Genomic DNA, 24034 nt, shown 5'->3' with positions numbered 1-24034 from the left:
AATTGATCACAACGGACTCGTTCACCCTACCCATTTACGCGCATTGCGGAATAAGCGCATCCACGGACCGTCTTCCGCTTTACCGGAACGCACATCGGGATACCAGGAATGCTGCGTCACGCGGAACACTCGCTCCGGATGCGGCATCAACACATTGAAACGCCCGTCGGGTGTGGTTAAACCGGTCATTCCATGCAGCGAGCCGTTCGGATTGAACGGATAGCGCTCGGTGACTTGTCCGTGATTGTCGACAAAACGCAACGTCACCAAGGCCTTCACACTTTCGGGTTGAGCAGAGGAAAACTCAACTCTGCCTTCGCCGTGCGCTACCGTGACCGGCATCCGGCTGCCCGCCATACCGTCAAAAAACAGCGACGGACTGGGCCGTACTTCCACCATGACAAAGCGCGCTTCGAATTGTTCCGACAAATTGCGTTTAAATAGCGGCCAAGTATCCGCGCCGGGAATGATTTCGTGCAAGTTGCTCATCATTTGGCAACCATTGCAAACGCCCAGCGCGAACGTGTCGCCGCGCTGGAAGAATGCTTCGAATTCATCGCGCGCGCGCGGGTTGAACAGAATCGATTTGGCCCAGCCTTCTCCGGCGCCCAGCACGTCGCCATACGAAAATCCGCCGCACGCAACGAACCCTTTGAAGTCTCTTAAGGAAACACGCCCTGCGATAATGTCGCTCATGTGCACATCCATCGCAGTAAAACCGGCGCGGTCGAACGCCGCCGCCATTTCCACATGGCCATTGACGCCTTGCTCGCGCAGAACGGCGATGCGCGGGCGCACACCCGTTTGAATGAACGGCGCGGCGATATCGTCACTTGCATCGTACTTCAGTACAACCTGAAGACCGGGATCGGCGGTATCGAGAATGCGGTCGAATTCCTGTTGCGCACAGACCGGGTTGTCGCGCAGTTTTTGCATCTGATAGGTGGTTTCCGACCAGGCGCGTTGCACATCCACCCTTTTTTCCGCCAGCACCGCCTTGTTATTGCGCATCAAACGGATTTCGTCCAACCGGTTTAATTGTCCGATGATAAAACTTGCATCGCGCAGCCCCGCATCGGCCAGCACTTGCATGACTTCTTGACGTTGTGCGGCGGCAATTTGTATCACCGCCCCCAGCTCTTCATTAAACAGCACCGCAAGCATGCGCTCCAGGAAGCGCCCTCCGAGCTGCTCCGGGCGCAATTCCGATCCGTCGAGATCGCTGTATTGCGGATCGAAGCACAATTGATCCAGATTCACCGTTATGCCCGTATGCCCGGCAAACGCCATTTCGCACAGCGTTACAAACAGACCGCCGTCGGAGCGGTCGTGATACGCGAGTAATCTGTCCGCTGCGTTGAGTTGCTGGATGGCGTTGAAGAAATTACGCAATTGTTGCGCGCCGGTTTCGCCGTCAATATCCGGCGCGTGATTGCCGACTTGTTTATACACTTGCGCCAATGCCGAACCACCCAGACGATTCTGTCCTCGCCCTAAATCAATCAGAATCAATTCAGTATCGCCGCAATCGGTGCACAACTGCGGCGTCAAAGTTTTGCGCACATCCGTCACCGTGGCAAAAGACGAAATAATCAGCGACAGCGGCGCCGTGACTTCCTTGCGCGCGCCCGCTTCGTCCCAAGCGGTTTTCATCGACATCGAATCTTTCCCGACCGGGATGCTGATACCCAATTGCGGACACAGTTCCATGCCGACGGTGTGCACCGCGTCGTACAGCCCGGCATCCTCGCCCGGATGTCCGGCGGCCGCCATCCAGTTGGCTGACAATTTGATTTTTCCGATCCCGGCAATCGCCGACGCGGCGATATTAGTGATCGACTCACCCACAGCCATGCGCGCAGCGGCTTTCGGATCGATCAACGCCAGTGGCGTGCGCTCGCCGATGGCGAACGCCTCACCCAAAACGGTTTGATACCCCATGCTGGTGACCGCGACATCGGCGACCGGGATCTGCCACGGGCCGACCATTTGATCGCGCGCCGACAAACCGCCGACACTGCGATCACCGATGGTAATCAGAAAACTCTTATCAGCGACCGCAGGCAAGCGCAAAACCCGGTACGCGGCTTCAGTCAGTGTTACACCCGACCAATCGAGCGCGGGCAGGATTCGTTCTCCATGCGCCACATCGCGCGTCATTTTCGGTGGTTTACCAAGCAAAACCGGCAACGGCATATCGACCGGCGGCGTGGGGGATTGCGGATCTTCGACTACCAGCTGTTCATCGCCGGTCGCTTCGCCCACCACGGCGAACGGACAGCGTTCCCGCTCACAGATGCTTTGGAACAACGCCAGCGACTCCGGTTTGATCGCCAGCACGTAGCGCTCCTGCGCTTCGTTGCTCCAGATCTGCATCGGCGACATACTGGTTTCCTCGGACGGCACCGCGCGCAAATTGAAACGCCCGCCGCGCCCGGAATCGTGCACCAATTCGGGAAAGGCATTGGACAAACCACCCGCGCCGACGTCATGAATGAACAAAATCGGATTTTCCTCACCGCTGCGTTGCAATTGCCAGCAACGGTCGATCACTTCCTGCGCGCGCCGCTGCATTTCCGGATTACCACGCTGCACCGAATCGAAATCCAGCGCTTCGGTATTGGCGCCGGTATCCATGCTGGACGCCGCACCGCCACCCAGACCAATCAACATGCCGGGGCCGCCCAATTGAATCAGCAGCGCGCCCGGTGGGAATTTTTCCTTGCGCACATGGCGGTCGGAAATCTGGCCAACGCCACCCGCCAGCATGACCGGCTTGTGATAGCCTCGCATTTCCCCGCCCACGCGTTCCTCGAAAGTGCGGAAATAACCCGCCAGATTGGGACGGCCGAATTCGTTATTGAACGCCGCGCCGCCAATCGGCCCTTCCAGCATGATTTGCAACGCCGAAGCAATGCGTCCGGGCTTGCCGTAGTTTGATTGTTCATCGCTTCGATTGAGTTCCCACGGTTGCACGAAACCCGGAATATTCAAATTGGACACGGAGAAACCACTCAACCCGGCTTTCGGTTTTGCCCCCCGTCCAGTCGCGCCTTCGTCGCGGATCTCGCCGCCAACACCGGTCGCGGCACCGGGAAATGGCGAAATCGCGGTCGGGTGATTATGCGTTTCCACCTTCATCAGCACATGCGTTTTTTCCTGTGCGTAGCCATAAATCTGCCCGCCGCCCGGATAAAACCGGTTAATTTCCGCGCCTTCAATCACACTGGCGTTATCGGCGTACGCCACCAGCGTACCTTGCGGATGCGTTTGATGCGTGTTGCGGATCATCGCAAACAGGGATTTGTCCTGTGGTTTACCGTCGATAATCCAATCCGCATTGAAGATTTTGTGACGGCAATGCTCGGAATTCGCCTGCGCAAACATCATCAATTCGACATCGGTCGGATTGCGCGCCATTTGCTGGAAGTTATGCGCCAGATACTCGATTTCATCCTCCGACAACGCCAGCCCCATGCTTTGATTGGCTTGCCGCAGTGCATCGATGCCGCCACCGAGCACATCGACGGTGTTGAGCGGCTTCGCTGCAAAATGCTGGAATAATTTGGCCGCATCGTCGAATGAATAAAAAACCGCTTCGGTCATGCGATCATGCAGTAATGCCTTGAGGCGCGCTTTATCTTCGGTAGACAGCGGCGCATCGCATTGAATGTAATAGGCAATGCCGCGTTCGATACGCTCAACCGCCGCTAATCCGCAGTGCCGGGCAATATCGGTGGCTTTGGTCGACCACGGCGAAATCGTGCCAGGACGCGGCAACACCAAAAAGAACTCACCGGGATGCCGCGTGTTTTCCTGCGTATGATCATGGTTGAGCAATTTGCGCAGTGCGTTCAGCTCAGCGTCTTGCAAGTTCCGTGTAAGCGAACAAAAATGCCAGTACTCGGTATTCAGCGCGGATACCGGCAGATTCAGCGAGTTAATTTGTTGTCGTAATTTTTCCAGACGAAACGGAGAAAGCGCACGTCCACCACAAAATTGGAGCATCAGAGGAAATAAGGCGGTTATTTAAAGATTGCAATTTTACACGAGAAGATGTACTTATCGCTGATCATCCAATCCCAATCCGCGTACAACCATGATATCCGCCGACCCGGTTTTTCTCACCGCTGAAATCCGCGACATTGAACAGCAAGCGGCAAGGCTGCCCAAACCGCCCCGATTGATGGAAAAAGCGGGCTTGGCGGCGGCGCAAGTGATCCGCGACCAGTTATTGAAAGGCCCAGGTCATCAAATCTTGGTGCTGGCCGGGCCGGGTAACAACGGCGGCGACGCCTTCGTCGTGGCGCGTTATTTGCAGGAATGGGGCAACGCCGTCACCGTGGTATTCGGGGGTGATGGCAATCGTGTTCCGCCGGATGCCAAACAAGCGCTGCAAGCCTGGTTCGATATTGGCGGCAACATTTGCACCGGGATACCGGATGGCGATCGAAACTGGGATGCCGTGGTTGACGGCTTATTCGGCATCGGCTTGGATCAATCGCAACATCGCCCGATTGAAGGAAAATACCGCGAATGGATTGAAACCGTCAATCCAATGGCGATTCCCATCGTCGCGCTGGATATTCCGTCCGGGCTGGGTAGTGACGACGGTTGTATTTATGGCATCGCCATTCGCGCCACGCTGACGATCACTTTTATTGGTTTAAAATCGGGGTTGTTCACCCATTCCGGCCCGGAATGCTGCGGCACGATCGTGTTGCGCGACTTGGATATTCAATTACTCTCGCCGCCTGAGCCGCACACTTGGCTGCTGAATCATAAACTTGCGCAATCGATACTGCCGCCTGCGCGTCGCGCGAATAGCCATAAAGGCACGTTCGGTAACGCTGCCATCCTCGGCGGCTCGACCGGCATGACCGGCGCGGCACTGTTGGCAGGACGCGCTGCCTTGCATCTGGGTGCGGGACGCGTTTATCTCGGTTTGCTGGCCGACAATGCGCCGCCGGTCGATTTTTCCCAACCGGAGCTGATGCTGCGCGCGCCATCCGAGTTGTTCACATTAGCGCCGCTCGATTGCTTGATCGTTGGCCCCGGTTTGGGACAATCGGCGGAAGCATTGATATGGCTGGAGAAAGCACTCACTAGTGATTGCACACTGGTCATCGACGCCGATGCGCTCAATCTGATCGCACAGCATTCACCGCTGGCGAAGAAACTCAGTCAGCGCAATGCCGCCACCATCCTGACACCCCACCCCGCCGAAGCGGCGCGCCTGCTGAACACCGGCACCGCCGCCGTGCAACAAAACCGCATGAATGCAGTGCTTCAAATCGCACAGCAATTCCATTGCCATGTCGTGCTGAAAGGCGCGGGCAGCATTTGCTGCTTCCCTGATGGAACACGCTACCTGAACACCAGCGGCAATCCCGCACTCAGCACCGCCGGGACCGGCGATGTATTAGCCGGAATAATGGGTGCGCTAATCGCCCAAGGTTTGAATCCCGGACACGCATTGTTGCTGGCGGTTTATCTGCACGGCGCTGCGGCAGATGGCTGGGTGCAGCAGCATCACGGAATGCTGGGGATGGTGGCGTCGGAAGTGATTGCTGAAGCGCGATTGTTGCTGAATGAGTGGATTATTTGAGCATGTTTCTCATAGCAGTTTAGATTCCACTCGATCCCATGAAAAATTTCTTCCCTGTCTCGCCGAATGCCCCGGGTTTCAAATTTTTTACAGAAATACTGCACTGCACTCAATCAACACATCGGCCCTTTATCCATGAAGTTTCAATCGACAGATTCAATTTCACGAATCTTGTGACTTTAATCACTTACAAATAATCACTATTAAATTAATCTGCCTTGGCATATGTGATATGCGCTATATACATTCAATCACAAATAAACAAGGAGTTATATTATGGCAAATATTAATGGATCAATCTTTAATGATAATAACCTCAACGGAACACCTTTTGCTGATTTTATCCAAGGGTTTGGAGGGGGTGATGTGGTTCATGGCAATGGTGGAAATGACACGATTTATGGATATTCTCAAAGCCCGGATTTTTGGTATTTCTCAGAAGGCGGGGATTTACTCTATGGTGATGATGGCAATGACAGCATCTTTGGTCAAAACGGAAATGATTATTTAGATGGCGGTAACGGTAATGACTATCTCAATGGTGGAAATGGCCAAGATACATTGGTTGGCGGTCTAGGCGCGGATATATTTGATTTTGACTCAGTCAGCGACAGCCCGGCGGGCGGCGCGGTTGATCAACTTTATTACTTCAATTGGGGTCAAGGCGATAAAATTGATTTATCAACAATTGATGCCGATCTTTTCCTCCCAGGAAATCAGGCTTTTACATCGAGTCAAATGACTTACAATTCAGCTAACGGAATGTTTACTGCGGATGTATACGGTGGCTCTGATTTGCAAATTCATATGGTAGGCACGCAAGCCGGATTCTTACCATTTCTCGATGTAATTGCTTAATCCAGTTCTGCATCGGCATTTAATAATCAACCTTTGATATCAACTTCTAAAGGCTTTCTAAAGCGAATTTAATAAGGCATTCCTGCAACAAGCTACGAGACATTAAATTTTTTAGAAATTAATGAAACAGCCTCTGAGCAAAGTCTCACGAGGCTGTTTCATTTTTGGCATAATCCCTATTCTTAACAAAATTACGCACATAATATTTGAAGGTATCCAATGGTTATACACACCGTTAAACGGGAAAAATTTTTCAGACTGTTCACCGGATTATTACTGGCTTTACTGATCGTTTCGTCGAACGCGCAAGCGGTTCAACCGCCACCGAACGCAGAACTGATTGAATTACCTGAAGAAGCCATCCAGAAGCTAAAAATCGACGCCGGATTCGGCTGGGGGATTTTCAGCGGTACGATCTACAACGGCAACAACCAATACCATATCACGCAACTCGTGGTCAGCATGACACCGGTGCATGACCATCATCATATACACATGCATGCGAACATGTCGCATGATGCGAAAGTGCATCGCATCGATCTTGACCTGCCACCGCTATCCAAGGGCGCGCTATCGATGGCTTTGCCCGATGATGTCGCCGGTGTTCATGATTTCAACTGGGAAATTCTAAAAGTGACGGGCTATCCGGTAAACAAATGACTGATAATATGCAGCAATCACTGAAAAATATTCGCAACATTCTGCTCTATACGGCAGTAATCTCGCTGATTTCATTGGCGTATTTTATTTACGCTTACTCGGTTCATCCCATCCCGGAAGAACGCGAAACGTTCCTCACCGAAATCGGTGAAGGGTTTGGTAAGGCAGGGCTGGCGCTGTTGGTATTCATTTACTTCCGCACCTTATTAAAACTGGCGCTGGGTCAAGGAAAATTAGCGCAGCGCCTGCTTCCGGACTATATCGCTCCGATTGAATCATCGCAGTTGAACCGTTTGTTGATCTGGCTGAACCGCACACATATTTATTTCGGCATCGCGGCGGTTGCCGTCATTTTGCTGCACATCGGGATGATGGGATTTTCGCGTTATAGCCATATTCTTTTCTTCCCGGCATTATTGGGGCTGGTACTCTGGCAGGGGGTTTTCGGTTTGTTTTTGACCTTGCGCTATTCACCGGTCGAGTTCAAGAAATTTTCCTATTTGGTACATGCGCAATTCGTCACCGGCATCGCGATCGGTGTTTTCGCTCTCTTCGGCCATGTACTGATCGATGATTGATTCCATCTTTCCGTCATTGGCCTGCAATCCTGTATCCCTATGACCTTAAACCGGTTCCCAGCCGGTAACCATCGCTATCGTCCCGTTGCATAGCGGAAAAAAACGATCGCTATCTTCTTTATCGATACACAGTGTATGATCATGCGCTGATATTCCGAGAATCATTGCATTTGGCATTCCAATCCGTCCCTATTAGAAAAAACCATATGGATAGCGCATCTCACATTAAGATACTGATCCTTGATGACGACACCTTTATGCTCAAGCTACTGTCGCGGATGCTGATCAAGCTGGGTTATAGCGCTATCGCAACTTGTGACAACGGTTCGGATGCACTCAAGAAAATCGATCATGCGGATACATGCCCGGATTTGATCCTGCTCGACCTGAATATGCCGGATATGGACGGCATTGAGTTTGTCCGCTATCTGGTGGATCGCCAATATCACGGCAAGCTGATTTTAGTCAGCGGCGAAGATGAACGGATGTTAAAAACCGCTGAGAGGCTGGTCCACGCGCACAAGATATCGATGCTCGGTTATGTGCATAAACCCGTCGATCCCGTTAAATTAGCGGAAATACTGCTAGGATGGACAGCGGATGCAGTGAATCCATTGTCACCCAGCCGTAAAATTTATAGCGCGGACGATATTAAATCGGCCATTGCCCGTCAGGAGCTGGTGAATTATTACCAACCCAAGGTATCGGTTGAAAACGGTGACGTCATTGGCGTGGAAACGCTGGTGCGCTGGCATCACCCGCAAGATGGCGTGATCATGCCGGACCGGTTTATTCACATTGCGGAAGACAACAATCTGATCGACGATCTGACACGTTTGGTGTTGACACAAGCGATCGTTCAGGCGGGGAAATGGCACCAAAGCGGGCTCACATTGCGCGTGTCCATCAATGTCACCATGGAAAATCTCGCTTCTTTGAATTTTCAAGACATGGTGGTCAATCTCGTCAACGAGAATAATCTGCCGCCGCAAAAAATCGTCATCGAAATCACCGAAAGTCAGGTCATGGGGCCGGACGCGCGCATTCCGCTGGAAATTCTCACCCGCCTGCGGCTCAAACGGTTTCATTTATCCATTGACGATTTCGGCACCGGACACTCATCCCTGGCACAACTGCGCGATATTCCATTCAATGAACTGAAGATCGACCAGGGGTTTGTGCATCGCGCTTGGAGCGACGATACCCTGCGCGCCATTTACGATGCCAGCTTGGCGATGGGCAAACAGCTCGGCATGGACATCGTCGCGGAAGGCGTTGAGGATCGCAACGATTGGGAACTGTTACGCGAGACGGGATGCGATATGGCGCAAGGGAATTTTATATCCGAACCGCTGCTTGCCGATGACTTGCCCCGCTGGATGGATGAATGGCAAAACAGGGTACGCGCCGGGTTACTGGATAATTCCCCGGCATCCTAGACAAGCTGTATCAGGCGTTTTTCTCGTCTTGCGTGCACAACATATCGAGATATGATTTGACCGCAATCAGCTGCACGTCAAACTGCGGCAACAGCACAGCCAATTCCGCCGCATCGTTCTTTTTCCCCGCTTGCTCCATCGCCGCGCATAGCTCACCCAGCGCCAGCGCGCCCACCGAACGCGCAGACGATTTAAGTTTATGCGCCAATGATCCGGCCGCAGCAAACTGGCCTGCTTGATAGGCGGCGTGCAATTCGGTTGCGATTTTTTCCGCGCTGGCGCGAAAATCCCGCAGCATGTCTTGGATCATCGCCGGATCATCACCGACTAATTTTTCCAGCACCTGCACGTCGACCGGCACTGTGGCTATTTCCATTTCGCGTACGGTCACGTTTGCGGGAATAACGGATTGCGCCGCTGCAGCCGGTTTGTCACCCGGCAGATACTGCTCCAGAACCCGGCGTAAATCGTCAAGCTGCACCGGTTTGCTCAGATAATCGTCCATACCGGCGTTCAGGCAATGCTCCCTTTCGCCTTTCAGCGCATTGGCGGTCAGCGCGACAATCGGCATGTGCTTCCAGACGGAATTTTGGGAGCGGATTTCCTGCGTCAATTCAAAACCGTCCATTTCGGGCATATGCAAATCGGTCAACAGCAACGCATAATTGCAGTTCTGCAATCGTTTTAGCGCTTCACGCCCATCGTTGGCAATATCCGCTGCATAGCCGAGCAAGTTGAGCTGCTGGCGGATGACTTTCTGATTGATGTCGTTATCCTCCGCCACCAAGATGAGCTTACCCTGCCGCAAGGCTTCTTCGCGCGGCATCGGCACCGGTCCGGATTTCAGTAAATTGACAACCGGCGCGGTTTCCGTGTTCATTTCCACCTTACCGGCAGCGATCGCCATCGCGCGCAGTAACGATTGGCGGTACATGACATCGCCGTCCAGCGTAATGATATCGATATCCTCGATACGTGCTTGCCGGCGGCGGCCGCGTTTGATCACGACAAAGCGCGGTTCGATGGAAGATTGCGATGTTTCCGGCCCGGTTTTCGCTGCGCCTGTTATTTTTTTTGAACGGGCGTTAAACGCGGCACGCAATTCCTTGATGAGTGGAACATGCTGTCCGGCGTCAATGACAACGAGCCACAAACCCGGCGCGAGCTCCTGAATAAACTGATCAACCCGGTCAAGATCGGTCACTTGCTCAACTTGCGCACCGGCGCTTTTTAAGTAAACAGCCAGATCATTGCTCAGACTATCGTTGTCACCCAGGATCAAGCAATTCATACCTTCCAGATCTTCGATCTTATGGTCGGCAACGGCAGCTGCCGGCAGCGGTTTGAAGGGCATTTGTATGATAAAGGTCGAGCCTTGTTCCGGCTCGCTTTGCACGGTTATTTCCGCATCCATCAGCTCCGCGAGATGATGGGAAATCGCCAAGCCAAGTCCGGTTCCGCCAAAGCGCCTTGTGGTGGAAGGGTCGCCTTGGGAAAATGATTTGAAAAGCTTTTCCTGCGTTTCCTTATCCATGCCAATGCCGTTATCGGTTACCTGGAAGGTCACCAACACCTGATCCGGATTGGATTCCGTCAGTAATACCCGCACCGAGACTTTGCCTTGTTTTTCCTGTTTACTGGAAAACTTGATCGCGTTATTAATGATATTCACCAGTACTTGGCGCAAGCGTAGCGGATCGCCCAAGACATTTTCCGGGATCGCGGGATCGATGAATAGCGTCAGCTCCACCTTCTTACTCAGCGCCAAATGCGCCAGCATGCCGCACGCATTCTCGATGATGCTGGCCAGCGGCATCGGAATTTTTTCGATTTCCAGCTTACCCGCTTCGATTTTGGAGAAATCCAGAATATCTTCAATAATGGCCAGCAAGGCATAAGCGGAATCACGGATCAGATTGGCCATTTCCATTTGATAACCGCTTAAACTGGTCTGCCTGAGCACGTCGATCATACCGATCACACCATTCATCGGTGTGCGGATTTCATGGCTCATGGCGGCCAGAAACGCCGATTTGGCTTTACTGGCTTGCTCCGCTTCTATTCGGGCTTGCCTGAGTTCCTTCATGATGTGCACATGTTCGCGGATATCACGCATGACACCGGTAAAATGCCGCTTCCCTGCGACAAAATATTCACTGACCGCAAGATACAATTCAATCCGCTCCCCGTCCTTGCGCACGCCTTCCACTTCCCGGCCCAAACCGATCCCATGCGAACCGGATAAATAAGCACGGCCGACATACTCCTGACCATGCCCGGTGCGGCAATAGTTTTCCATATAGCCGATATGTTTGCTGCGATCCGGCTCGGGCACGATAATGGATATATTCTGACCGATCATTTCCTCGTGGCTGTAACCGAATAATTTTTCCATCACCGGATTGGCGGAAAGTATCGTGCCGATTTCATTGGTGGTCACCACGCAATCCACCATATGTTCGACCACCGAACGCATTTCTTCTTCTTTGATCGCCAAAGCCACATTGGCGCGCTGCAAATCGTCGGTCCGCGCTGCAACGCGGTGCTCCAGTTCCAGATTGAGCTGCACCAGATTTCCTTCCGCTTTGCTGCGTTCCTGATCGCTGGCATTCAGCTGCTCCACCATGAAGTTGAAGGTATTCGCTAATTGCCGCATTTCATCCCAGCCTTCAATTGCCACGCGCTGATGCAAATTACCCGCCGAAATCTCCATGGCGCTACGGTTCAAATGCTTCAGAGGATCAACAACACGGCGGTTAAACAGAACGGCCCCCAATAGCGCGGCGAGTAACGTCAAAACCAGAATCATCAAACCAACATAATGCACTTTGTGCACGGAGGCGAACGCTTCATCGGCATCAATATGCACCACGATGCCCCATCTCATGAGCGGCAAGTAGCGCCAGGCGGCAACCACTTCCTTGCCGCGGTAATCTAGAGTCAGCGCCCCCCCGGAATCACCGCTCAGGGCATTCCGGATAGACTCCGCAGAAGGTATCTTGAGAGAAATTCTGCGCTCCAGCGCCGCAGCGGAATCGTATTTTAACGGTGCCATGACCAATGCGGTCTGATCGTCCTCTAGGCGCACCACAACTGTTTCACCACTCTCGCTCAGCCCGACATTGTTCGCAATCACAGCAAATACACGTTCACTAAAGATTTGCAGCGCCAGTACCCCTTTAATTTCACCGTTTATTATTACCGGCGTCGCAACAAATGCTGCGATAGCACCGCGAGATGGCGCATAGCGCTCAAAATCTGAGATGCTGCTTTTTAAATTATCCAGTGCATAACGGGTAACTTTACCGAGTGCCGTATCGCGATAAGGACCTGTGAGCAAGTTAGTGGCAAAATCGGATTCATGTGCCTGTGTATAGACGATATCGCCTTTAGTGGAAATAAGAAAAATATCGTAATATTTCGCTTCCTCAACAAAACGCTTGAAATTTTCACGGTAACTGGCGTCCAATTGGCGGTAATCATCTGAATCCACCCCGCTTTGCTCAAATATTCTGGTAAATTCCATCAGAGCATTATGTGTCGTGCTGGAATCACGCACCAAGCTGGAATCAAGAAAGCGCTCCTTCAAGTAGCTATCGATCTGCTCGATCTTTTTATCGGCGATCGCAGAAACATTCCGGATAGCCGATTTTTTTATTTCCTTCTCAAAAGTATGTAGCAGGCTATTGCCAATCACCAATATGGGCAGCAAAGAAACCAATGTGAACCAAACAGCAAAACGCTGTGTCAGTGAAGTGAATTTCATCAGTTCCTCCTTGCATGAGCTGCAAACCGGTTTTTTAGCCTATTCTCCTGTATTTGATCAGAAAATCAAACAGGATGAAACAAAGACAGTTTTGGGTTGATTAAGTGCTATTGAGAGCGGCTTATATTATCCCGGCTAATCTTACTGCGCTCGGATGCCGTAATCCCATCCACAATTATTTCCGCACCACAGCCGATACTTAATTTGATTCATGAATCTCATCCAAACTGTAAGAAGTACCGGTTAAGGAAAGCAAAAGAATAAAAAAGTGTTGTTAGAAATAATTTTATGAGAACATGCTATGGGAAGGTTAGGTTGTGTCGTTGTGTCAAACGCATTGATTTTTGTCCACTGGAAACTCTGAGAATCTCAAGTTAATGAACCATCAATTCATGGAAGTTACATTTACTCGTATCACTCAGTCCATTACGCCTATCGCAATCTGCTTCTCACGAACCACCCGGCTGCAGGCGCTCACGGCTGCGGGGATGGTATTGCTGCTGTGCAGCCACACCGCATGGGCCGCTGCATTTGGTAAGCTGATACAACCTTTCGGCAGCTATGGCTTCACCGCGGACGACAATATGTTACGTATACGTGATGGCATGAATCCTGTGCCGTTGCTTGGCACGAGTAACCTTTTTGATATCTCCCACCGTTTTACCGGCGGTGTGATGTTTGAGAAAGAGGTCGGGCGGCAACGCTTGAATGCGAATTTAAACTGGTCGCATACCCGCTTTGAGAAATTCGATCAGATGAATAATAACCTGAAGAATTTCAGTGGCAGCTGGCATTGGTTTCTTGGCAATCGCCTGGAAGGTAATATGGGTGCCAGTTATGTGCAGTCACTGGCGCCGTTTTTGTTTCAACCGGGTGTTAAAAATGTGAGAACCGAGCAAACCGAGTTTTTTAACGCCAGCTGGAGTCTCCATCCACGCTGGCGTTTGAATGGCGCTTACACCCGCTACGATCTCAATTCAAACAGTCCCAACTTGCGCTTTCTTAACCGTATTGAAGATCGCTTCGAAGGCGGAATCGATTTTGTGACATCGGGCAGAAATACCATCGGCGTGCTGTTTCGCGGCACCATCGGTGATTTTCCGGTTCGTGTCCTGGCAGCCGATGGTTCATTAACAGACAATAGCTATCATCAGAAAGAGGCATTGGCAAAAATCAACTGGGCCGTAACCGCTAAATCGAATCTTTACGGAACGGGCGGATGGGTAGAGCGTACCAATGCAAGTTTCCCCGTACGTGACTTTAACGGATTTAATGCCCGCCTAATCTATAGCTGGCAACTCACCGACCGGGTTGGATTATCGGTGAGCGGTTGGCGCGAGACCGCTGCACTGCAAATGCTTACCGCTAGCTTCAGCCTTAACACCGGGGGCAGTTTTATACCGTATTGGGATATCACACAAAAAGTGAAACTCCAAGGAGATTTTTCCTATCAGGATCTGAAGTTTGATAACTTTTCAATCTTTACCGATTCCTTCGCACCGATCGGCACGCACAATACGCTTCGCAATGCCGCGGTAAAACTCATATACGCCCCCTACCCTGGTTTGCAGCTGATGGCTTCGGTTTATCACAATGATTTACAAACCAATAACAGATTGGGCGGATTTAACGCCAATGGCGCCAATATCAATCTGCAATACACGTACGGAAAACGATGACAGTTAACGATTTACCGATAGTAGCCTTTTTCAAGCATCTGCTCGATCCTTTTATCATCTGGAGCATGCTGATACTGACCGCTTGGTTGTACGATGAAGATTTCACCAGTTACTACCTGGTGCTGGTCATCATTACCTTTTTCGTTTCCACCTACATTTACGAGCGCATTCTCATTTACCGCAATTGGCGCAAGGGGCGTTTGTTTGCTTATATGCGCGATACGGTGGTGGGTTGGCTGATGATTATCACTATCCTGGTGTTTCTGGGGTATGCCACCAAATTTCACAACCAATTTTCTCCGCAAGTGCTGCTGACTTGGTTCATCGTCACGCCGTTGATGCTGATTGCGAGCCACATTACGGTGCGAAGCATTATCAACAATCTGTACAACAAGGGTAAATTGCGTTCGGCGATTGTGATCGGGGCGAATGAAAACAGTCTGGCGTTCATTCGTCACATTGCCGAGCTGCCCTTTTTGCTGATCAGTTATCAGGGTTTCTTCGATGAGCGCAACAGTTCACGCATCGCCGCCGGCAACTTCGGCTCCCAGTCCGATGAGCCGGATGATCCCTCGTCCGCCGTTGCCATCACCAGACCGGACGATTTCGGTTCGCGTTTGGGGGGATTGGACGATGTCGTGCCTTATATCAAGAAACATAATACCGAGATGGTGTTCATCAGTCTGCCGATGTCGTCGCAGCCGCGCATTCAGAAATTGATGGATGAGTTGCCGGATACCACGTCGTCGATCTATTTTCTGCCCGATATTTATATCTTCGATTTGATGCAGGCGCGTTTCGAGTACATCGGCGATACGCCGGTCGTGGCCATGAACGAGTCGCCTTTCATCGGTGTCGACGGGGTGGTGAAAAGTATCAGTGACTTTATATTGGCTGTGCTGATCATTATTTTGCTATCACCCATCATGGCGTGTATTGCCTTGGCGGTGAAAGTCACGTCGCCCGGCCCGGTGATCTTCAAGCAGCGCCGCTATGGTTTGAATGGGGAAGAAATCATCGTGTACAAGTTCCGCTCGATGACGGTGACCGAGGATGGCGCCACGATTCAACAAGCGAAGCAGAACGATCAGCGGCTAACCAAAATCGGCGGCTTCCTGCGCCGCACGTCATTGGATGAGTTACCGCAGTTCTTTAATGTGCTGGAAGGCAAAATGAGTATCGTCGGCCCGCGTCCGCACGCAGTGGCGCATAATGAGCTCTACCGTAAGCTGATCAAGGGTTATATGCTGCGCCATATGGCCAAACCCGGCATCACCGGCTGGGCCCAGGTCAACGGCTGGCGCGGTGAAACCGATGTGCTGGAAAAAATGAAAGCCCGCATCGAACACGATCTCTACTACCTCAAAAATTGGTCCATCTGGCTCGACCTCTGGATCATCTTCAAAACCGTCTTGGTCGTCTTCAAAAAAGATAATGCTTACTAACTTAGGAAAATTCGATATGACAATGTCATCGGATGAAGAAACACGATAAAAATCTTTGAAAGACAATATTCCAATTGAAAAAGGCCAGCCATTCTAACTGGCCCTTCCCTTTACTGCTTATACAAAAATAGCAGTCAATTTCGCTACCAATCCATTCAATATAGGTTGGAATACACCCAAGAAATTATTCAATTGCAGCACGCCAACGATAAGTATCATTAAACCGCCAGCAACAATTCCATATTTGAGACCCCGTGCAAAATTGGCCGATGCCGGAGCACGCGTGTATGTCTGATTGGAAAACGCCAAAAATATTTTTAATATCCCCAGTAACACACCCGTGGCAATACAGCCTAGAAATAGATGCAGCGCACAAAAGATTCGCTTGGTCAGATTCTCGTCAGCGAACTCAAGACTTGAGAAGCGAAGACAAACAATAATCACAAAGAGCAAAATGAGGGAGTTCCAAAAACCTCCGAATCTCATTCTAAACTCACTTTCCATACTCATATTCCTCTCCCTCTTAACAAAATAATTTAAAGATTATCCAAACTTATAAAACCATCAAAAACGATCATGAATTCATGTATTCGACGTCAGCAAAAATCGAGTATGCATGCACAAAACCGATCACTCTTTTTTATTTTCCAGGCTATTTTAGAGCTTGATGATTATAGCTAAATTAGTTCTATTTGTAGTCTCACCCCATAACAAATTTATTCATTTTGTTTTCACTTATCTATCATCCAGTTAACCATTAACCAAGAGTGCATTCCCAGCAAATCCCTGCAAGCTTCACATAAAAAAGATTTATAGTTGACTAAATCAATCGGGTATTGTATAGTTGACTATATTGATCAAGTATTATTTAACAACAAGTATTTTATATATAACCATCAACCCATCCGATTCTTACAAGGAGTCAATCATGAGATTAACAACGAAAGGAAGATTTGCAGTAACTGCACTATTAGATCTTGCTTTACAACAAAGCAATCATCCCGTAACGCTAGCTGACATCAGTCAACGGCAAAAAATCTCGCTCTCGTATTTGGAGCAGCTGTTCGCAAAATTGCGCCAATCTGAGCTTGTGGATAGTGTTCGTGGTCCTGGGGGCGGTTACTGCTTGGCGAAAGATTTGGACAAAGTTTCGGTGGCCGATATCATTCTCGCCGTCGATGAGCCTATTGACGCAACCCAATGTGGTGGTAAAGAAAATTGTCATAACGACGGAAAGTGCATGACACATGACTTATGGGCAAAACTGAATGAACTTATTTTCGAATATCTGGGTGCGGTAACACTTAAAGAATTGGTTGATAATCAAATCAATCAACAAGGTGACACCATTATGCCGCTCCTTGATATGCGTGAATCAACCGCTGCGTAAATTGAAACCAGTTGATCAAAGCACTCAATTTGCCATGAAATCACAATACTTTACAGAACATTTTAATTGAATCCGTGTCCAATTTTCCGGTAACTTCATTGATATCTGAAGCCCGTTTAATAGCACGAAATTCATAAAATTAAAGTATCGCACCTGATTTTAAATTGAGAAAATTGAACTGTTATGCCAATCACATTAACTGAAAATGCCGCGAAACATGTCCGGCAACAACTTGCAAAACGGGGTAAGGGTTTTGCCCTGCGCGTCGGAATCAAGAAATCCGGCTGTTCGGGCTTTGCTTATACCTTTGACTATGCGGATGAGATCAATTCGAATGATCAATTATTCGAGTCTCATGAAACCAAGGTGGTTGTAGATACCAACAGCTTGCCTTATCTGGACGGATCGCAAATTGATTTTACCAAAGAAGGTCTTAATTATTCTTTCAAATTTATCAATCCTAATATTGATAATACCTGCGGCTGCGGCGATAGTTTCAGTGTTAAAGAATCTGCTAAGATTTAAGCAACAACAACTTCAATTACAATGGTTTCTCAATTTGCGAATTAACCAAACCAGCTATCCGGCAATTTAAGATTCAAAGCGATCTGTTTCAAACAAAAGATACTAAAAAGGAATAAACCAAATGAGTGCAGTATTGCAAAGTCTGGTTAATCAACCGTACAAACATGGCTTCGTTACCGATATTGAGTCCGATATCGCCCCTAAGGGATTAAATGAAGAAATAATCCGGTTAATATCGGCTAAAAAAAATGAACCCGAGTGGCTTTTGTCATTCCGTCTGAAAGCCTATGAAAAATGGCTGACCATGACCGCACCCGAATGGCAGAATGTGCACTATCCAAAAATCGATTTCCAGGATATCAGCTACTATTCAGCACCAAAGCCGAAGAAAAAACTGGCCAGCATGGACGAAGTCGATCCTGAATTATTACGCACATTTGAAAAGCTGGGCGTGCCGATGCACGAACGCGCTGCACTGGCCGGTGTCGCTGTCGATGTGATATTCGATAGTGTTTCAGTGGCCACCACTTACAAGCAAAAACTGGCGGAAGTAGGCATTATTTTCTGTTCCATCTCGGAAGCAGTACATACTCACCCTGAGCTCATTCAGAAATACCTGGGGTCTGTTGTGCCGGTTGGCGACAATTACTTTGCAGCCTTGAATTCCGCAGTATTCACCGATGGTTCTTTCTGTTTCATTCCGAAAGGCGTCAAATGCCCCATGGATTTATCAACCTATTTCCGCATTAACACGGAAGGTTCCGGGCAATTTGAAAGAACGCTCATCATAGCGGAAGAAGGTGCATCCGTTTCCTATCTAGAAGGCTGCACTGCTCCGCGATTCGATACGAATCAACTGCATGCTGCTGTTGTTGAACTGATCGCCTTGGATAATGCGGATATTAAATATTCAACGGTACAAAATTGGTATGCCGGTGATGAAAATGGTGTCGGCGGTATCTATAACTTCGTCACGAAACGAGGACTGGCCAAAGGCGTCAATTCGCGCATTTCCTGGACGCAAGTGGAGACCGGCTCTGCGATCACATGGAAATATCCCTCCTGCATTTTGCGCGGCGATAACTCCGTCGGTGAGTTTTATTCGGTGGCCGTCACAAACAATTATCAACAGGCTGATACCGGCACCAAAATGATTCATATTGGAAAAAACACACGCAGCACCATCGTCAGCAAAGGCATCACCGCAGGTCATTCCAATAGCAGCTATCGCGGGTTGGTGCGGATCGCGCCAACTGCGGAAGGTGCACGCAACTATTCGCAATGCGACTCCATGCTGATCGGTGATCAATGTGGCGCGCATACGTTTCCGTATATTCAGGTGCACAATAACAGCGCCAAGGTTGAGCATGAAGCTTCCACGTCAAAAATCGGTGAAGATCAGCTCTTTTACTTTTCACAACGCGGCATTGACGCCGAAGAAGCTGTCTCAATGATTATCAATGGTTTCTGCAAAGATGTATTTCAACAATTGCCGATGGAATTCGCGGTTGAAGCCACCAAGCTTCTGAGCTTCAAACTGGAGGGCAGTGTCGGATGATTATTGCAAATAGTCCCACCATCCTTTCAGTGCAAGGCCTGCGCGCCAGCATCAACGGCACTGAAATTCTCAAAGGGATCGATCTTACGGTAAGAAGCGGTGAAATACATGCCATCATGGGCTTGAATGGATCGGGTAAAAGCACTTTTGCCAAAGTGCTGGCAGGCCATTCCGCGTATGAAGTCACCGGCGGATCGATTCAATTTGAAGATAAAAACTTGTTGGAATTACCCCCCGAAGAACGTGCCCGTGCCGGATTATTTCTGGCTTTCCAATATCCCATTGAAATTCCAGGCGTAGCCAATACGCAATTCCTCCGTCTTGCCTATAATACGGTGCAAACGCAACGCGGCAAAGAAGAATTGGATCCGCTCGAGTTCGACGATTTTGTGCGCGAGAAAATGAAATTACTGGAAATGAAACCCGATTTCCTCGATCGCAGCGTCAATGAAGGCTTTTCCGGCGGTGAAAAGAAACGTAACGAAATCTTGCAGATGGCGTTACTGGAACCCAGATTGAGCATACTCGATGAAACCGACTCGGGGCTCGATATTGATGCGCTCAGAATCGTCGCCAATGGCGTCAACCGGATCACCAACAAAGACAATGCAACGATTCTGGTAACTCATTATCAGCGCTTATTGGATTATATCGTGCCCGATTTTGTGCATGTCATGCAGGCAGGCCGCATTGTCATGACCGGCGGCAAAGAGCTCGCATTGGAATTGGAAACACGCGGTTATGACTGGATCAATGCGAACAAGCAGTCAGCTGCCGGAGTTAGCGCATGAGTGAAGCAATCGGTACCAGCTACCTTGAATGCCTGCTGAAGTCCTGGCAGGCAAAACCGGCTGAATCACGCGCTTGGCTGAATCAATTGCGCGCTCAGGCCATCGATTGCGTCAGCACACAAAAACTGCCGACCAAGCGTGATGAGGAATGGCGCTTCACGGATATTTCGCCGCTCACTGCTCTGCCCTACCGGCCATCGCAGCCGGATTCAACCCTGAAAATAGAAGACATTCAGCATTTTTTTCTGGACGATGCCAAAAATCGCCTGGTGTTTGTTGACGGTCACTTCTCACAGCCATTATCGGCCATCGCCGAACCCGCGGCACTCATCGCTGGCAATCTATCGGCTTTGTTATCCGCACAGGCATCGACCCTGGAATCTCATTTGGGTCAATACGTGCCATTTGATTACAATGTGTTTGCCGCATTGAATACCGCTTTTCTGCAGGATGGCGCCGTCGTCATCGTGCCCAAAAATACCGTCATTGCTGAACCGGTTCACCTGTTGTTCATTGCAACGCAACATGAAGTCACCAGTTATCCACGTTGCTTGTTAATCGGCGAAGCGGGTAGTCATGTGACGTTGATTGAAGATTACGTCACGCTTCAGCACGCGGCTTACATTACCAATTCAGTCACGGAAATCAGTCTGGCCGCTAACGCGCAGGCCAAGCATATACGCGTGCAGCGCGAAAGCGCAAAAGCTTTTCATTTCGCGAATTGCGCGGTATCGCTCGCCCATGCCAGTAATTATCAATCGGTCAGCATTTCGCTAGGATCGCAGATTTCCCGCTATAACCTGGATGTACGCTTAACCGATGAAGCAGCTGAATGCACCATAGACGGATTGACTTTGATATCGGATCGCCAGCTGGCCGATACCCATACTTGTATCGATCATGTCAAACCGAATGGCACCAGCCATCAGCAACACAAGTGCATCGCCGATAACGCGGCGCATGCCGTGTTTAATGGAAAAATTATCGTACGCCCTCAGGCGCAACGCACTAACTCATCGCAATCCAGCCGTAACTTATTGCTGAGTAAAACAGCACAAGTGGATACCAAGCCGCAGCTGGAGATTTTTGCCGATGATGTGAAATGCTCACACGGTGCAACGGTCGGCCAGCTCGATCAGGAAGAAATTTTTTATTTGCGCAGCCGGGGTTTGTCAGAAACCGCCGCACGCAATTTATTAACGTATGCCTTTGGTGCCGAAATTATCAGCCGTATTCCTGTCTCTTCGCTTAGACAACAACTCGAGCAAACGGTACTCGATCAAACGCAGAGTAACCCATCATGACGCCAGTGAATGCCTCATTGAAATCTGACGTTTCTTCCAGCCCTGATTGGGAAAAGATCCGTGCCGATTTTCCGATTCTGCAACTCAAGATTGATGACAAGCCCTTAGCCTACCTTGACAATGCGGCATCCAGTCAAATGCCGCAACAGGTGATTGATCGCTTGGTGCGATACCAGACAACGCAGCACGCCAACATCAACCGTGCTGTTCATTATTTATCCGAAGTCGCCACGCTGGAGTATCACAACGCGCGCTGCAAGTTGCAGCAATTCATCAATGCTCGCGAAGACCGGGAAGTCATTTTCACCAGCGGCACGACCGATTCCATTAACCTGGTAATGCATGGTTATGGCCGGAAATTCATCAAAGCAGGCGATGAAATCATTCTGACCACATTGGAGCATCACTCCAACATCGTGCCGTGGCAAATGCTGGCTAACGAGAAAGGCGCAACGATCCGTGTTGTTCCAGTCAATGACAAGGGTGAACTGGAAGTTGATGAATATGAGAAACTATTTAACGAACGCACCAAGTTTGTCGGCTTGATCCACGTATCAAATGCACTCGGCACGATCAATCCCATCAAAGGAATGATCGATTTCGCGCATCGGCACGGTGTGCCGGTATTGATTGACGGCGCGCAGGCAGCTCCGCATATCACCATCGACGTGCAAGCGCTCGATTGCGATTTTTACACCTTTTCCGCTCATAAATTGTGCGGCCCGACCGGCATCGGCATCCTCTACGGCAAAGCAGCCTTGCTTGAAGCGATGCAACCGTTTAAAGGCGGCGGCGATATGATCACTTCCGTCACATTTGAGAAAACGATCTATAACACCATTCCGCATAAATTCGAGGCTGGCACGCCACCCATCGCTGCCGCCATCGGTTTCGGTGCAGCCGTTGATTATTTAACGGCGATCGGTATCGAACAAATCGCCGCTTATGAATCAGGACTGCTGGAGTATGCCACGGCGTGCCTCAATGACATTCCTGGGGTCAGGATCATCGGCACCGCCGCGGAGAAAACCGCGGTGATTTCCTTCGCCATCGACGGCATTCATCCGCATGATATCGGCACCATCCTGAATCAGGATGGCGTTGCAGTCCGTACCGGGCATCACTGCGCCCAGCCCGTCATGCAACGCTTTAATGTACCGGCCACTTCCCGCGCCTCATTTGCTTTTTATAATAAGAAAACAGAAGTCGATGCTTTGGTGGCGGGCATAAAAACTGTCCAAAAGATTTTTTTATAATGCATACCAATTCACTGTATCAAGAGGTCATCCTTGACCATAACCGGAAACCACGCAACTACGGTAAGCTGGATCATGCCAGCCATCATGCCACCGGGCATAATCCGCTCTGCGGTGATCGCCTCGATATTACGCTGCAACTGGAAGATGATCAGATCAATAACATCGCGTTTCAAGGTGAATCCTGCGCCATCTGCAAAGCATCCGCTTCGATGATGACCGCAGCGGTCAAGGGAAAATCACGTGAAAATGCGGAAATACTGATTCATGAATTCCGTGAACTGGCTACCGGAAAATTGGATACCAATCAACCGCATCATCTGGGCCGGTTGACTGTTTTCTCCGGCATACGGGATCTGCCGACACGGGTTAAATGCGCGATTTTACCGTGGCATACATTACATGCCGCATTGAATTCGCTCGACAGCGCATCGACTGAAGCAGACGATTCCGCGCCAACGCTGCCGAATCATTCTTGATATAACAAAACAACGTTCAACGCCAGGTTCGTATATGTCGATTCGATCTCATATTGCGGCCCTGTGTAGCCCCATTGATTAACTGCTGGACTCAATATTAACACCCATCAAAATGCCAAAAATTGCTGATATTGAAGGTACGCCGAATAAAAACGCTTTGAAGTTTATCCTCAAGGAACCACTGACATGGGGTGTTGCACGCTCGTACGATAACGCCGAAGCGGCCAAGGACGATCCATTGGCTTCCGCGCTATTCGATATCGATCATGTCACGAATGTTTTTTACATCGATCATTGGATCACCGTCACTCAAGACGGAGACGCCAATTGGCAGGATCTGGCGCGCGAAATCGCCGATCCTATCCGTGCGGCGCCCGCTGCCACGGCGCAATCCGCCGAAACCGTAGCGGCTGCGAGTAATGCACTCGCCGATTTAAGTCCGGAAGATCAATTGCGGCTGGAGAAAATCAATGTCCTGCTGGATGAAGAAGTGCGCCCGTACTTGCAGCACGATGGCGGCGATTTGCATATCCTGGGCCTGGAAGGCAATATTTTGCGCATTCATTATCAAGGCGCGTGCGGCACGTGCCCCAGTTCGATATCCGGTACCCTGAGGGGGATTGAGAACATGCTGAAAACGCTTGAACCGGATATCCAAGTCATCGCCAGTTAGCACCCAATAAAAAAGGTGACCTCAG

At 50.0% G+C, this 24034-nt stretch carries 18 protein-coding genes; 15 read left to right on the top strand and 3 right to left on the bottom strand.

Annotation, left to right across the window (positions count from 1 at the left end):
- Positions 1-21 precede the first annotated feature (21 nt).
- Positions 22-4008, bottom strand: a complete 3987-nt coding sequence (gene purL / locus R2103_RS05240; RefSeq protein ID WP_317530452.1) for a phosphoribosylformylglycinamidine synthase — start codon at positions 4006-4008, stop codon at positions 22-24.
- Positions 4009-4099: 91 nt separating this feature from the next.
- On the opposite strand from purL, the gene R2103_RS05235 reads away from it, so the two are divergent.
- The 5 genes from R2103_RS05235 (at position 4100) to R2103_RS05215 (ending at position 9143) form a co-directional block, all read left to right on the top strand.
- On the top strand, positions 4100-5608 hold the full coding sequence (locus R2103_RS05235; RefSeq protein WP_317530451.1) for an NAD(P)H-hydrate dehydratase: 1509 nt from the start codon (positions 4100-4102) through the stop codon (positions 5606-5608).
- A gap of 276 nt (positions 5609-5884) precedes the next feature.
- Complete coding sequence (locus R2103_RS05230; protein ID WP_317530450.1) at positions 5885-6466, top strand: hypothetical protein; 582 nt, start codon at positions 5885-5887, stop codon at positions 6464-6466.
- Positions 6467-6685: 219 nt separating this feature from the next.
- Positions 6686-7126 (top strand): hypothetical protein, encoded by a 441-nt coding sequence (locus R2103_RS05225; RefSeq protein ID WP_317530449.1) that lies wholly within the window; start codon positions 6686-6688, stop codon positions 7124-7126.
- Positions 7123-7704 carry a hypothetical protein gene (locus R2103_RS05220; RefSeq protein ID WP_317530448.1) on the top strand — a complete coding sequence of 194 codons (582 nt, stop codon included), beginning with the start codon at positions 7123-7125 and terminating at the stop codon, positions 7702-7704. Before R2103_RS05225 ends, R2103_RS05220 begins: the two co-directional genes overlap by 4 nt.
- A gap of 206 nt (positions 7705-7910) precedes the next feature.
- Positions 7911-9143, top strand: coding sequence for an EAL domain-containing protein (locus R2103_RS05215; RefSeq protein ID WP_317530447.1), 1233 nt, complete (start codon positions 7911-7913; stop codon positions 9141-9143).
- Positions 9144-9153: 10 nt separating this feature from the next.
- On the opposite strand, the gene R2103_RS05210 is transcribed toward R2103_RS05215, so the two are convergent.
- Positions 9154-12909, bottom strand: coding sequence for an ATP-binding protein (locus R2103_RS05210; protein ID WP_317530446.1), 3756 nt, complete (start codon positions 12907-12909; stop codon positions 9154-9156).
- A 392-nt stretch (positions 12910-13301) separates the two neighbouring features.
- Between R2103_RS05210 and epsL the strand changes: the two genes are divergently transcribed.
- Positions 13302-14588, top strand: coding sequence for an XrtB/PEP-CTERM-associated polysaccharide biosynthesis outer membrane protein EpsL (gene epsL / locus R2103_RS05205; protein ID WP_317530445.1), 1287 nt, complete (start codon positions 13302-13304; stop codon positions 14586-14588).
- Entirely contained in the window at positions 14585-16033 is a 1449-nt protein-coding gene (locus tag R2103_RS05200) for an undecaprenyl-phosphate glucose phosphotransferase (RefSeq protein WP_317530444.1), read from the top strand. The genes epsL and R2103_RS05200 overlap by 4 nt, the downstream gene beginning before the upstream one ends.
- 117 nt (positions 16034-16150) lie before the next feature.
- On the opposite strand, the gene R2103_RS05195 is transcribed toward R2103_RS05200, so the two are convergent.
- A complete protein-coding gene (locus R2103_RS05195; RefSeq protein WP_317530443.1) occupies positions 16151-16543 on the bottom strand; it encodes a hypothetical protein in 393 nt (130 codons plus the stop codon).
- 418 nt (positions 16544-16961) lie between these two features.
- Here R2103_RS05195 and iscR point away from each other — a divergent pair, with 418 nt between their 5' ends.
- The 8 genes from iscR to R2103_RS05155 all read left to right on the top strand — a co-directional run bounded on the left by iscR (position 16962) and on the right by R2103_RS05155 (position 24009).
- Positions 16962-17423, top strand: coding sequence for a Fe-S cluster assembly transcriptional regulator IscR (gene iscR / locus R2103_RS05190; RefSeq protein ID WP_108699241.1), 462 nt, complete (start codon positions 16962-16964; stop codon positions 17421-17423).
- Positions 17424-17606: 183 nt separating this feature from the next.
- Positions 17607-17948: a HesB/IscA family protein gene (locus R2103_RS05185; protein WP_317530442.1), complete on the top strand. Its 342-nt coding sequence runs from the start codon at positions 17607-17609 to the stop codon at positions 17946-17948.
- 121 nt (positions 17949-18069) lie between these two features.
- The gene (sufB, locus tag R2103_RS05180; RefSeq protein WP_090449356.1) at positions 18070-19506 is read left to right on the top strand and encodes a Fe-S cluster assembly protein SufB; all 1437 of its coding nucleotides are present in this window, start codon (positions 18070-18072) and stop codon (positions 19504-19506) included.
- Positions 19503-20297, top strand: coding sequence for a Fe-S cluster assembly ATPase SufC (gene sufC, locus R2103_RS05175; protein ID WP_317530441.1), 795 nt, complete (start codon positions 19503-19505; stop codon positions 20295-20297). The genes sufB and sufC overlap by 4 nt, the downstream gene beginning before the upstream one ends.
- Positions 20294-21601, top strand: coding sequence for a Fe-S cluster assembly protein SufD (sufD, locus tag R2103_RS05170; protein ID WP_317530440.1), 1308 nt, complete (start codon positions 20294-20296; stop codon positions 21599-21601). Before sufC ends, sufD begins: the two co-directional genes overlap by 4 nt.
- On the top strand, positions 21598-22857 hold the full coding sequence (locus R2103_RS05165; protein WP_317530439.1) for a cysteine desulfurase: 1260 nt from the start codon (positions 21598-21600) through the stop codon (positions 22855-22857). The genes sufD and R2103_RS05165 overlap by 4 nt, the downstream gene beginning before the upstream one ends.
- Positions 22857-23336: a Fe-S cluster assembly sulfur transfer protein SufU gene (sufU, locus tag R2103_RS05160; protein ID WP_317530438.1), complete on the top strand. Its 480-nt coding sequence runs from the start codon at positions 22857-22859 to the stop codon at positions 23334-23336. Before R2103_RS05165 ends, sufU begins: the two co-directional genes overlap by 1 nt.
- 112 nt (positions 23337-23448) lie before the next feature.
- A complete protein-coding gene (locus tag R2103_RS05155; RefSeq protein ID WP_132428621.1) occupies positions 23449-24009 on the top strand; it encodes a NifU family protein in 561 nt (186 codons plus the stop codon).
- Positions 24010-24034: the final 25 nt, after the last annotated feature.

This window comes from Nitrosomonas sp. Is24 (genome assembly GCF_033063335.1).
Classification (GTDB): domain Bacteria; phylum Pseudomonadota; class Gammaproteobacteria; order Burkholderiales; family Nitrosomonadaceae; genus Nitrosomonas.
The sequence above is the reverse complement of the archived record's forward strand: the minus strand, read 5'-3'. Positions and strand labels throughout refer to the sequence as shown.